The following is a 12655-nucleotide window of genomic DNA, read 5'->3' as shown; positions in this document are numbered from 1 at the left end:
CCTGCCATTCGCAGGTATAAAAAATCAGCTCAGGAGCAAACCATGCTGGCCTTCCTCAACCAGGTGCGCAAGCCGACCCTGGATCTGCCGCTCGATGTGCGGCGCAAAATGTGGTTCAAACCCTTCATGCAGTCCTATCTGGTGGTCTTTATCGGCTACCTGACCATGTATTTGATCCGCAAGAACTTTAACATCGCCCAGAACGACATGATCTCCACCTACGGGCTGAGCATGACCCAGCTGGGGATGATTGGCCTCGGTTTCTCTATCACCTACGGGGTGGGTAAAACCCTGGTTTCCTATTATGCCGACGGCAAAAATACCAAGCAGTTCCTGCCGTTTATGCTGATCCTCTCCGCCATCTGTATGCTCGGCTTCAGCGCCAGCATGGGCGCGGGCTCGGTCAGCCTGTTTATGATGATCGCCTTCTATGCCCTGAGCGGTTTCTTCCAGAGTACCGGCGGGTCGTGCAGCTACTCCACCATCACCAAATGGACCCCGCGCCGTAAGCGTGGATCGTATCTCGGGATGTGGAATATCTCCCACAACCTCGGTGGGGCGGGTGCGGCAGGGGTGGCGCTGTTCGGGGCCAACGTGTTGTTCGACGGCCATGTGATCGGCATGTTCATCTTCCCGTCGATTATCGCCCTGATCGTCGGCTTTATCGGCCTGCGCTACGGCAGTGACTCCCCGGAATCCTACGGTCTGGGTAAAGCCGAAGAGCTGTTTGACGAGGAGCTCAGCGAGGAGGACAAAGAGACCGAAGAGAACGAGATGACCAAATGGCAGATCTTCGTTGAGTACGTCCTGAAAAACAAAGTCATCTGGCTGCTCTGCTTCTCCAACATCTTCCTGTACGTGGTGCGGATCGGTATCGACCAGTGGTCTACCGTCTATGCCTTCCAGGAGCTGAAACTTTCCAAAGAGGTGGCGATTCAGGGCTTCACCCTGTTTGAAGTGGGAGCCCTGGTCGGCACTCTGCTGTGGGGCTGGCTCTCCGATCTCGCCAATGGCCGGCGGGCACTGGTGGCCTGCGTGGCGCTGGCGCTGATTATCGCCACGCTGGGCGTTTACCAGCATGCCAGCAACCAGTATGTCTATCTCGCTTCCCTGTTCGCCCTCGGCTTCCTGGTGTTTGGTCCCCAGCTGCTGATAGGCGTGGCCGCGGTGGGCTTTGTACCGAAAAAAGCGATCGGCGCTGCCGATGGGATCAAGGGCACCTTCGCCTACCTGATCGGCGACAGCTTCGCCAAGCTCGGTCTGGGAATGATCGCCGACGGCACGCCGATCTTCGGCTTGACCGGCTGGGCAGGCACCTTTGCGGCGCTGGATGCGGCAGCTATCGGCTGTATCGTCCTGATGGCGATGGTCGCGGTGCTGGAGGAGCGCAAAATTCGCCGCGAAAAACGCGTGCAACGATTGAAAGCAGCCTGAGTGTGCAGGTGACGTTTTGCCCGGCGTGATGCCGGGCTTTTTTACATTTGTACCCCGATTACCTTACCCCGCTTTACACACCCGCTCCGTGCCATGCTCTACAGTGTTATTTCGCTGCCGCCTTTCGCGCAGCCTTAGCCCCTTTTGCTAACGGAGAGCTTGCATGTTGACCCGACGATTGTCCTGCCTTGCGCTGCTGGTGGCGCTGGCCTCACCCGCGATAGCTGCTGATACCCCCACCTACGGCGAGAAGCTGGAAGGCTTTGACTACCCCTGGCCGGTGAAACACTTCACCTTTACCTCGCAAAATCAGTCGCTGGATATGGCTTATCTGGACGTGAAGCCGGAAAAAGCCAACGGCCGCACCGTGGTGCTGATGCACGGTAAAAACTTCTGCGCCGGAACCTGGGAAGGTACCATCCGGGCCCTCGCCGACAGCGGTTATCGCGTGGTGGCTCCGGATCAGATTGGTTTTTGCAAATCCACCAAGCCTGAACAGTATCAGTACAGCTTCCAGCAGCTGGCGGACAATACCCACGCGTTGCTGAAAACGTTGGGCGTCGATCGGGTCACGGTTATCGGGCACTCCACCGGCGGCATGCTGGCAACCCGCTACGCCCTGATGTGGCCGCAGCAGGTGGAACAGCTGGTGATGGTGAACCCGATTGGTCTGGAGGACTGGAAAGCGCGCGGCGTGCCGCATATCACCGTTGACCAGTGGTATCAGCGTGAGCTGAAAGTCAGCGCCGACGGGATCCGCGAGTACGAGAAAAACACCTACTACGCCGGAGAGTGGAAGCCGGAGTACGAGCGCTGGGTCACTATGCTCGCCGGGCTGAATAACGGGCCGGGCAAAGAGCGTGTGGCGTGGAACTCGGCGCTGCTCTACGACATGATCTACACCCAGCCGGTTTTCTATGAATTCAGCGAGCTGAAGATGCCGGTATTATTGATGATCGGCACGAAGGACAACACCGCCATCGGGAAAGATCTCGCCCCGCCGGAGGTGCGTAAAACGCTCGGCAACTACGCGGTGCTGGGCCAGGAGACGGCTAAGCGTATTCCGCACGCCACGCTGGTGGAGTTTAACGATATGGGCCACGCGCCGCAGATGCAGGACCCGCAGCGTTTCCACGAGGCGCTATTGAAAGGGCTTCAGGCTCGCTGACTGGTTTCCAGCATTAGCCCGCGCAGCCACGTCTGCGCGGGATTGCGGTGTAGCTACTATCGGCTGTATTGTCCTGATGACAGTGATCGCGGTGCCTGAAAAGCGTACGTAGAAATTGAAAGCAGCCTGATCACACGGATATTTCCCCTAAGGAGAAAATTAATAATATAAATAAGTTATCTATAAGATTTTATATACAAACCAAGTTGATGATATAGCTTTAAACAAGAAAAAAGTATTTGTAACGCGAATGCCAAAAAGAGATTTTATTCTACAAAATAATAAGTATTTTAAAGGGGGAGATATCCAAACCAAGCTCTAAAAAGAAAATTCATCAAGAATTTGGCGGAGAGAGCAGGATTCGAACCTACGACACGATAAATCGTGTGGACTAGGGAAAATTTTCATTTACCTCAATCTGGCTTAAACCACTCGCCCACCTCTCCGCATTTGATTCGCAATAATGAAACCACACAATAAACGTGGCTAAAAGGTTTTGAATTATTCTTTGGGATACACATCACAATTTATGGATCTGTTTTTACTCAGTTCCTACTATTTGACGTAAGTAGCAAAAATGCAAATAAGGTTGATGTAGGTTTCACATTGTCTAATATTTTTTAGGGAGGAAAAACATCATGGCTGATATTGAAATATTGACCTTAAGGGATGAGAGCTTCTATAAGACAGCTGAAAGTGTTATTTTTAAGGATTATAAGTGCAACTGTACAAAGGGATGGAAAGATGCGGACAGATTCATTGTTTACAAAGCAGATGAGTCTGGAGTAACGGAAGTATTTTCTGATGAAGTTGGTGACCGTAATTTAGATGTTCTAATAGAACTTTCTAGGGGGTATCTCAGTGAACATATTGTAATATCAGGCGGACATACGGTCGTGAATTTGGACGATCGATTTTCAGTAAGTCCTGAAGTTGAAAAATCAGCCAAATTTTGTATCGATTATATTGTGAAATCAAAAGAGCAGCTAAATATTCAACCTGATTTTCTCATGGAAATAAATGATTTTTATATGGAGAAAAATGATGGTTATGAAATTGATGGTGCTAATCAGTACAGAAAAATGGCAACATCTCCTTATATTATCCCTGAAAGTATTAATGTATATATCAAACAAATCATCAAGCGCCACAGTATAAATATCCGGTCATTTTATGTTAGTGAAAAAACTATGGCCGATCGATTTAAAAGACATATAAAAACCGCTGTTGATAAGAGTACTTTATTTAATCGGCAAGGATGCAATTTGTTAATGAATATTGATGAGCATACCTTCGCTATCATAAAAGATAACAAACCTACCTGTGCTGCTGGCAATGCCGCCACATTCAGGGCTATCAGATATAAAGTTTCCTCCAATAAAATATTTGATAATTATACTTCTCATATTGGCGTATTTCCTCTATGTTCGCGAATGAATGTGCTTAACGGATACAGGGCTGCATCATCTTTCTATGATAAGTTTTCTTTACCTTCATTATTGGTTTTTTTTGGGAAGTCTTGTTTTGAATAATAGCTATGAGTGACTAAAGAGCTTTACCTCTGACATAATAATTATAGATGAAACATACCATGAAAATTTCGGATCTATATTGGCCTGTAACTTTCTTTTCAACTGCTTTTGGCGCTGGTATATTTTTTTTACCTCAAGCAGTAGGCCCGACTGTACTTGGGATCATTCCTTTTCTAGTTTTTATTACCGGCGCTATGCTGGTTTCACTGATGGCTCACTATCTCTTTTTTAATTTTATTAGCTTTCATCCAGAAAAAGATTTTTTAGCAGCCTCTTCTGATTTTTTGGGCCGAAGAAAGGCATCGGTAATTTGTTTGTTATTTATTATATCAATGATAATCATTGTCATGATAAATTTTATAGCAATGGTCAATGTTGTCACTTCTTTTTATAATGATGGCCTGATTTTCAGGTTTTTTGTATCACTATTATTAAGCTTGACGCTCTCTATAGCTTGGTTCTGTTTCAATACAGAAGTTGAAAGACTGATCTCGAGAATTGCGCTCCTTTCAATTGTTTCTGTTGTGGCTATGATAATATTTTTTTTATTTCAACCTGTAAAATATCTATCGCTATACTCACCAGATTCTCTTTCTTTTAAAAATTTAACATTACTCCCTGTTTTTCTTTTTACATTTAATTTTACACCATGCATTCAACGTTTTATAAAAAGTTCGGAATTTCCGGAAAGACAAAAACTAGTTATTGGAAAAATAATTATATTTACTTTTATTATTTTATTTGTTATTGCCGTTAGTCGATTGCTAACACCGGAAGACATACATTCCATTAACTATCAAAATATTGATGCACTTTCTTACGCTGCGACTGTTATCGGTGAGAGGTTCGTGTGGTTCGGGGCAGCATTGCTTATTGGTCTGCTCACTGCTGGCGCCTATATAGGAACCCTGACTGGCGTTATCGACGGACTCAGTTCTTTCGTTGAATTTAAAAAGAAGGCTATTCTGAGTTGTAATGTTATCGTATGTACAATAATAGGAACTGCAAATCCAAGTATAGTGAAAATTATCGCTCATGGTTCAATGCCAGTCATAGTTACAACGGTGTTCTTTATCCCTGCAATATATTTTATAATGAAAGGGAAATTTTTTATTAAAATAATCAGCTCCCTGGTACTGTTTAGTGGGATGGCAGTAATAGCAACCTTATTTATTTAGTTCCTAACCCAGAACATAAACATCGCCTGTTGCCGGGGTAACTGAATTCGGCAACCACAAGCTCCCCCATTTACCGGTACAATGGCAGCCCATTATTTTATCGGGGTTAAGGTCGTGCAAAAACTGTCTGATAGCCCAGAGCTTCCGAGGGGACGCGCTACGCAGGTGAAAACCACCGAACAGGGCGTGAATATGATTTATGCCGGTTATTCTCTGACAGTGATGCACAATATCAATGAGTCCCCGATGTCCACAGCCGATAAAAATGACCAGGCCACGATCAGATTTATAGATCAACACCCCTTCATCTTTTACATAGTCCACTGTCGCATTTTTATCGCCAATAACACCATACGCGCTCGGATGAGCTACCGGGATCTCTCCTGACCAAATAAAACGCTCCCCAAGATGAAGTGGGGTACTGCTGTACTCCATGCGATAACGTGAATAATCATTATTCAGCGACAATTTTTTTATTCTGGCGGTAAAGCCTGAAAACCTTACTGCCGAGTAGCGTTTTTTGGCCACCAGGGGGTGACATACGATCCGGCAATTCTCGGCTAACCACGGAACACCGCCACAATGGTCATAGTGACCGTGTGAAAGTACGACTGCGGTCAGGTGGGTCAAGTCGATCCCCATCAGGGCTGCGTTATGCAGGAAACTGTCATCAGGTCCGGTATCAAACAGAATTGAATCATTTTTATCCTGTATCAACAGACTGAGCCCAGCTTTAGCACGTAGCGAATTTTGAGCGTTGGCGTTAAGTCGGTTTTCCAGCAAGACGCTGATTGTTATGGGCATATTCTCTCTTTCCCTGAGGTGAGTATTCGTTACTGGCGGTCCGGTTGTTCATCATAATACACCATTGATATCCCGCCTTTTCAGGTGTGCTGACGGGGTCAGGGATAAACGCGATGCCGCCCGGCTGACGCTGCGCTCATCCAGCAGGGCATCCAGAGTTTTCAAAAGATTTAGATCCAGCGTGCGGATATCCGTTTTCATTATTCTCTACCATCTGTTTTCAGTGCATTAATACGACGTTGTCCGCTGTCGACGCGCTGCATTTCCCGATATCATGCTCGACTAACCGTAAGGAGAGTTCATGGTCTGGATAATGCTGGCTACGCTGGCGGTGGTATTTGTGGTGGGCTTTCGCGTCATGACGTCGGGACCCCGGCGCGCGATTCGTCGTCTCAGCGAGCGTCTGGGCATCACTCCGGTTCCCGTAGAATCGATGATCGACCAGTTTGGCAAAAGCGCCGGGAATGAGTTTATCCGCTACCTGGAGCGCCCGGACGAAGCGCACCTGCAGAATGCCGCCCAGGTGCTGCTGATCTGGCAGGTGTGCATTGTCGACAGCAGTGAAAACAACCTGCTGAGCTGGTATCGCCTGCTGCGCAAGGCGCGTCTCGCCGCGCCGATCACCGATGCCCAGATCCGCATGGCGCTCGGCTTTATGCGCGATATGGAGCCCGATCCGTACGAGTTTAACGCTTTCCAGCTGCGCTATAACCAGCTCTTCCTGCCGGAAGAGGGGGTCTTCTTCCTGCATTGATATTCCCCGGTGGCGCTTCGCTTACCGGGGCTACAAAACCCGTAGGCCGGTGCAAGCGCCGCGCCGCCCGGCAAAAAGTGCCAAAAGTTGTCTAAACGTTAAATAGATCACACTTTAACTGTTAAACTGCACGGCTTTCCCGCTCGTTTTCTCCTCAGGTGATGCCATGACAGAACAGATCCAATCCGCCCCTTCGCCCCATGCTAAAGCGGTCTCCCGCCCAAACTGGTCGGCGGTTTTTTCCGTGGCGTTTTGCGTCGCCTGCCTGATTACCGTGGAGTTTTTGCCGGTCAGCCTGCTGACGCCGATGGCGCAGGATCTGGGCATTTCTGAAGGGCTGGCGGGCCAGTCGGTCACCGTTACCGCCTTTGTTGCTATGTTTGCCAGCCTGTTTATCACCCAGGCGATTGGTACCACCGATCGCCGCAAGGTGGTGATCCTCTTTTCTGTCCTGCTGACGCTCTCCTGCCTGCTGGTCTCCTTTGCCGATAACTTTATGTTGCTGCTGTTGGGGCGCGCCTGCCTCGGGCTGGGGCTGGGCGGATTCTGGGCGATGTCGGCCTCGCTGACCATGCGGCTGGTGCCGGCGCGTACCGTGCCGAAAGCGCTCTCCGTCATCTTCGGCGCGGTCTCCATCGCGCTGGTGATCGCCGCGCCGCTGGGCAGTTTCCTCGGGGGGATCATCGGCTGGCGTAACGTCTTTAACGGTGCCGCCGTGATGGGGCTGCTGTGTATTCTGTGGGTCTGGAAAGCGCTGCCGTCGCTGCCGGGCGAAGCTGCACACCACAAACAGAACATGTTCAGCCTGCTGAAACGCCCCGGCGTGATGGCGGGGATGATCGCCATCTTTATGTCGTTTGCCGGGCAGTTTGCCTTCTTTACCTACATCCGCCCGGTGTTTATGACCATGGCCGGGTTTGACGTCGATGGCCTGACGCTGGTACTGCTGAGCTTCGGTATCGCCAGCTTTGTCGGCACCTCGCTGTCGGCGCAGTTCCTGAAACGCTCTCTGAAATTCGCTCTCGCAGGCGCGCCGCTGGTGTTGGCAGTCAGCGCCGCCGTGCTGATCCTGTGGGGCAGCGACAAGTGGGTGGCCTCGGCGATTGCGATTATCTGGGGCTTTGCCTTTGCGCTGATCCCGGTGGGCTGGTCGACGTGGATCACCCGCTCGCTGGCCGATCAGGCGGAAAAAGCTGGGTCGATTCAGGTAGCGGTGATCCAACTGGCGAACACCTGCGGTGCAGCGGTGGGCGGCATTGCGCTCGACCATCTGGGACTGACGTCGCCGCTGGTCATTTCCGGCACATTAATGCTGATTACCGCGCTGCTGGTGGCGGGTAAGGTTAAAGCGCAGTAATGCTTGTCTCCCTCTCCCGTGGGAGAGGGCCGGGGTGAGGGCATCAGGCTACGCGGATGTCTGCACCCTTCTTCTCGAATCCATCGAAATCAGCACTACCGACGACACAATCAACAGCGTGCCCAGCCAGTCCGGCAGGGTGAACGCCACCCCCAGTAACATCACCGACAGCAGGGCGCTGCTCAGCGGCTCGGCGCAGCTCAGAATGCTCGCCTTCGGTCCGCCAATCATCTGCGCGCCTTTCAGATACAGGCTGAAGGTCACCGCCGTGCCGATCACCACCAGGTAGAAGAACGCCAGCAGCAGGCTGCCGTCGACCACGAAGGTGGTGCCGCGTCCGGCAAAGAACGGGGTCAGCATTAACCCGGCCAGCAGCATGCTCCAGCCGACGATCGGCAGGGTGCCGTAGCGGGCAATCAGCGTGGAGGGGTAGGTGGTATAAAACGCCGCGGCGAAGGCGGAGGCGATGCCCCAGCAGAGCGCGGCCGGAGAGATAGTCAGCGAGGTCGGATCGCCGTGGGTGACCAGTAAAAAGGTGCCGATCAGCGAGGTCATGATCGCCGCCAGCACGAAAATACCCGGCCGCTTTTTACGCGCCAGCGCAAACCACGCCACGATAATGGTGGGGGAGAGGAACTGCAGCACGGTGGCGGTAGCGGCGTTAGACTTTTCAATCGTCACCAGGAAGGTGAGCTGGACGATCAGCGCCCCGAACAGAGAGAAGATCAGCAGGCTGATGGCGTCTTTGCGATTTTTGATGACCGAGAAAATCTTGTCGCCGTGGACGAAGGAGAGCGTCAGCAGGATCACCCCGGCAAACAGCAGACGCACCATGGTGAGATAAGGCGAGGAAATATGACTTTTCTCCATGATGTACTGCGCGCACACCCCCGAGCTACCCCATAAAATGGCGGCGATCAGGACGTTCAGCATTCCTTTACGTGTGGAACCCATGTTCTCCCCTGTTATGTCGATTTTTTTCTAGCATAACATGGGAGCCTTGCCCGGCGGCGCTGCGCTTGCGCGGGCCTACAAAATTAGTAGGCCGGGTAAGCGCAGCGCCACCCGGCGCTGCAAGATGCGGTGCGGTCTGATGCCCTCACCCCGACCCTCTCCCACGGGGAGAGGGCGCACACACTAAAAACGGTAACGTTGCGTTGCCGTTTTGCTTTTACCTAGAACCACGCCTCCCACATCGCGCCGACGTTGAAGTCGTCCAGCGTTTCGTCCCGGGTGTTGTTCACGCGCGCGGTGCGCTCGTTATCCACCTTGCCGCCGGTGGCGTAGAAGCGCAGCATCGGACGGAATTCCGGGCCCATGGCGATAGAGATGTTCTGCGACAGGGTCAGCTTCCAGCCCTTGTTATCCCCGCCATTGTCGTAATCCACATGCTGCCAGCCCGCTTCCAGCCAGGTGGAGTGCACGTCGTTCCACCAGTGCATCGGACGCACGATGGCGTTGTAGTTCTTGCGGTTGTCGGTGCTGTCCCGGCTGTTGTCGTAGTCGTGGAAGGCCAGAATGTACTCCACCTGGGTCGCCTGAGTGAACTTGTGCAGCCCTTCGAAGCTGGCGTACACCGTGGTCAGATCCTCGGTTTTGTTGAACACGCTGTTGTCCGAGTTATCGGAGTAACGGGCGATCACCTTGTTGACGCCGCTGTCATTGGTGTGGCTCAGGACCACGCCGCCCTGCCAGGCGTTCATCCGCTCGTCGGTGTCGATGGCTTTCGAGTCAAAGCCGTAGTTGGCGTACAGCTCCAGGTCGACCGGGCCGAGCTTCATGCCGTGAATTTTGGAGGTGGCCGCGTAGTTGCCTTTGTCGCCGGTGCCGGAGCCGCCGGTACAGGTGATGCGCGACGGGTTGGCTTCGTCATCCATCACTTCCGGGCTACAGGATTCCACGGCCGCCACGGTGGCCACGTCAAACTGCACGCCGCCGATGTCGAAGTTTTTCACCCCGGCGCCCTGGCCGTCGTGGTTCATCCAGAAGTAGTCGTTGATGCCCTGCTGCGGACGCTGGTGGAAGTCACGACCTGCCCAGAGATAGGCGTTCGGGTTGGATTCCAGAATGTTGGTCACCCCGGCGTAGGCCTTTTTCAGGTTAACCTCGTCGCCCCAGTGGTCGATCATCACGTTGACGTCCCAGATGGCCCCGTTCTCGCCTTTAAAGGCTTTGGAGAGCTGGAATTCGCCGCCGTTGCTTTCGTTACCCAGACGGCCGATCGCCGAGGCGCCGTTGTAGGAGCCGTCCACCGCGACGTATTTCTGGTCGGCGGCCTGGAAGTGCGCGCCGTAGCGGGCATAGCCGGTAAATTTAATCCCGAACGGGATCGCCATATCCGGGGACTGGGCGGCGCTCTGGGGTTCGGTGATGACGTCGGCTTTTTTCGCCACCGCGGCATCCATTTTTGCCTGGCGATCCGCCAGGGCTTTATCCACCGCTTTGGCCACAATGGCGTCGATTTGCTCCTGCGTAAATTCCTGCGCGAGAACAGAAATTGGGCAAAGCGCGGCGAGAACCGCCATTGTTAATGGAAGTTTTTTAATCATATTCATGGTTATCTCAATATATTTAAATTTTATTCAGACAATAACCACCCCGTTCCGGATTGACAGAATATGTCGCTATCATCAGAACAAGTTGATTTTTATTTTTTAGGGTACAGAGGCTTTACACTATTCTCGTAACACTCTCTCCATTGCCAGTATTTATTATTACCGCTGATAGAGGTGAATAATTTCTTCGGATAATTCACGGGCCAGCAGCGAGTTCATTAAGTGATCCTGGGCGTGCACCATAATTAACGTCATCGGCTGACGGGCTTCGCCCGCATCCTGCTCGATAAGTTTGGTCTGCATATGGTGCGCCTGGCGCGCGTAGCCATCGGCTTCGCGCAGCAGGCTTTTCGCTTCGTCAAAGTTGCCCTGCCGCGCAGCATGCAGTGCTTCAAAGCACAGGCTGCGCGACTGACCAGCATTGACGATGATTTCCATTACGGCTTCTTCTAAGGCAATCATCATCGGTTTCTCTAAATATCGAAACTATTATTCATAGAGGTGGCGGCAAACCACTCTCCGCTCCTTTTAATGGTGCGCTGCTGCGTGGTTAAATCCAGCTGGATAAAACCGTAGCGGTTTTTATATGCATTACACCATGACCAGTTATCAATAAATGTCCACATATGATAGCCAAGACAATTACAGCCTTCGCTAATACCTTTATGCAGCCATTTAAGGTGTTCGGAAATAAACTCGATACGGTATTGATCGTTAATCTGACCATTCTCAATAAAACGCTGCTCGTTTTCGACGCCCATACCATTTTCAGAAATAAAACAGCGTGGGTTGCCGTAATTATCGCGCAGGTTAATGAGAATATCGTAAATACCTGGCTCGTAGATTTCCCAGCCGCGATACGGGTTCATTTTACGGCCCGGCATCTCGTAGCTATCGAAGAACCACTCCGGCATAAACGGTGCCTGCGGGTTGATGGCCGAATCACGACACTTCACCCGACGCGGCTGATAGTAGTTCACGCCCAGCAGGTCGATTTTGCCGTCGGCAATCAGAGCGCTGTCTTCCGGCAGACAGGCAGGCAGCTGATCGTGTGCTTTCAGCATCGCCACCAGATCCGCCGGGTATTCACCGCACAGCACCGGGTCGAGGAAGCTGCGGTTAAACAGCAGGTCGCAATGGTGCGCGGCTTTCACGTCCGCCGGATTCTGCGAGCGCGGATAGGACGGCGTCAGGTTCAGTACGATGCCAATCTCACCAGGGTAATGGCCAGCGCGGAAGGCGCGAACCGCCTGCGCATGGGCCAGCACGGTGTGATAGGCCACGGTGGCTGCACGACGGAAATCGACCACGTTCGGGTAGTGGAAGTCATACAGATACCCGCCCTCTACCGGCACAATCGGCTCGTTAAAGGTAAACCAGTGCATCACCCGATCACCAAAAAGCTCAAAGCAGGTTTCTGCGTAGCGGGCATAGGCCGCCACCACATCACGGTTTTCCCACCCGCCAATCTCCTGCATCGCCATCGGCATGTCGAAGTGGAACAGGGTGATAAACGGCTTGATGCCCTGGGCAATCAGTTCGTCGATCACCTGATTGTAGAAAGCAACCGCTTCCTGGTTCACTTCACCGGTGCCTTCCGGGATGAGACGCGCCCAGCTTATCGAGGTGCGAAAGCTATTGTGGTTCAACTGCTTTAACAGCTGAATGTCGGCTTTCCAGTGCTGATAAAACGTGGAGGTATTCTGCGGCCCTACCCCATTGTGAAAGCGATTCGGCTCGGTCGCGAACCAGTGATCCCAGGTGGTTAATCCCTTGCCACTGCCCTGGCTTTCCCCTTCGGTTTGCAGTGCAGAACAGGCGCTACCCCACCAGAAGTTTTCGGGAAATGCATATTTCATAAAACGTCCTCTTT

General features: G+C 52.1%; 11 protein-coding genes, 1 tRNA gene and 1 pseudogene. 6 read left to right on the top strand and 7 right to left on the bottom strand.

Features of this window, described 5'->3' with window-relative positions; all coding sequences use genetic code 11:
- Positions 1-42 precede the first annotated feature (42 nt).
- Together uhpT and LG383_RS18645 are read left to right on the top strand one after the other, a co-directional pair.
- A complete protein-coding gene (uhpT, locus tag LG383_RS18650) occupies positions 43-1434 on the top strand; it encodes a hexose-6-phosphate:phosphate antiporter (RefSeq protein ID WP_225759896.1) in 1392 nt (463 codons plus the stop codon).
- A 163-nt stretch (positions 1435-1597) separates the two neighbouring features.
- Positions 1598-2602, top strand: coding sequence for an alpha/beta fold hydrolase (locus LG383_RS18645; protein ID WP_225759895.1), 1005 nt, complete (start codon positions 1598-1600; stop codon positions 2600-2602).
- A gap of 343 nt (positions 2603-2945) precedes the next feature.
- On the opposite strand, the gene LG383_RS18640 is transcribed toward LG383_RS18645, so the two are convergent.
- Positions 2946-3048: transfer RNA gene (locus LG383_RS18640), tRNA-OTHER, on the bottom strand.
- Between the two features lie 192 nt (positions 3049-3240).
- Between LG383_RS18640 and LG383_RS18635 the strand changes: the two genes are divergently transcribed.
- Both LG383_RS18635 and LG383_RS18630 read left to right on the top strand, forming a co-directional pair.
- Positions 3241-4134, top strand: coding sequence for a hypothetical protein (locus LG383_RS18635; protein WP_225759894.1), 894 nt, complete (start codon positions 3241-3243; stop codon positions 4132-4134).
- A 59-nt stretch (positions 4135-4193) separates the two neighbouring features.
- Positions 4194-5312 carry a threonine/serine transporter gene (locus LG383_RS18630; protein WP_225759893.1) on the top strand — a complete coding sequence of 373 codons (1119 nt, stop codon included), beginning with the start codon at positions 4194-4196 and terminating at the stop codon, positions 5310-5312.
- Between the two features lie 3 nt (positions 5313-5315).
- Here LG383_RS18630 and LG383_RS18625 read toward each other — a convergent pair whose 3' ends face one another.
- Both LG383_RS18625 and LG383_RS18620 read right to left on the bottom strand, forming a co-directional pair.
- Positions 5316-6116, bottom strand: a complete 801-nt coding sequence (locus LG383_RS18625) for an MBL fold metallo-hydrolase (RefSeq protein WP_225759892.1) — start codon at positions 6114-6116, stop codon at positions 5316-5318.
- 87 nt (positions 6117-6203) lie between these two features.
- Positions 6204-6317: pseudogene (locus tag LG383_RS18620) on the bottom strand (LysR family transcriptional regulator); the annotation flags it as partial.
- 100 nt (positions 6318-6417) lie between these two features.
- On the opposite strand from LG383_RS18620, the gene LG383_RS18615 reads away from it, so the two are divergent.
- Positions 6418-6870 (top strand): DUF1198 domain-containing protein, encoded by a 453-nt coding sequence (locus tag LG383_RS18615; RefSeq protein ID WP_106995594.1) that lies wholly within the window; start codon positions 6418-6420, stop codon positions 6868-6870.
- 166 nt (positions 6871-7036) lie between these two features.
- Positions 7037-8227, top strand: coding sequence for a purine ribonucleoside efflux pump NepI (gene nepI, locus LG383_RS18610; protein ID WP_106995595.1), 1191 nt, complete (start codon positions 7037-7039; stop codon positions 8225-8227).
- 48 nt (positions 8228-8275) lie between these two features.
- Here the strand turns inward: nepI and LG383_RS18605 are convergent, their stop codons facing one another.
- From LG383_RS18605 to LG383_RS18590, 4 genes are all read right to left on the bottom strand, one after another.
- Complete coding sequence (locus LG383_RS18605; protein WP_225759891.1) at positions 8276-9181, bottom strand: DMT family transporter; 906 nt, start codon at positions 9179-9181, stop codon at positions 8276-8278.
- A gap of 221 nt (positions 9182-9402) precedes the next feature.
- A complete protein-coding gene (locus tag LG383_RS18600) occupies positions 9403-10782 on the bottom strand; it encodes a carbohydrate porin (RefSeq protein WP_225759890.1) in 1380 nt (459 codons plus the stop codon).
- 159 nt (positions 10783-10941) lie between these two features.
- Complete coding sequence (locus tag LG383_RS18595; RefSeq protein ID WP_072250852.1) at positions 10942-11244, bottom strand: PTS lactose/cellobiose transporter subunit IIA; 303 nt, start codon at positions 11242-11244, stop codon at positions 10942-10944.
- 11 nt (positions 11245-11255) lie between these two features.
- Positions 11256-12641: a glycoside hydrolase family 1 protein gene (locus LG383_RS18590; RefSeq protein WP_225759889.1), complete on the bottom strand. Its 1386-nt coding sequence runs from the start codon at positions 12639-12641 to the stop codon at positions 11256-11258.
- Positions 12642-12655: the final 14 nt, after the last annotated feature.

It is taken from the genome of Leclercia sp. Marseille-Q4284, assembly GCF_916618945.1.
Lineage (GTDB): Bacteria > Pseudomonadota > Gammaproteobacteria > Enterobacterales > Enterobacteriaceae > Enterobacter > Enterobacter tamurae.
The sequence above is the reverse complement of the archived record's forward strand: the minus strand, read 5'-3'. Positions and strand labels throughout refer to the sequence as shown.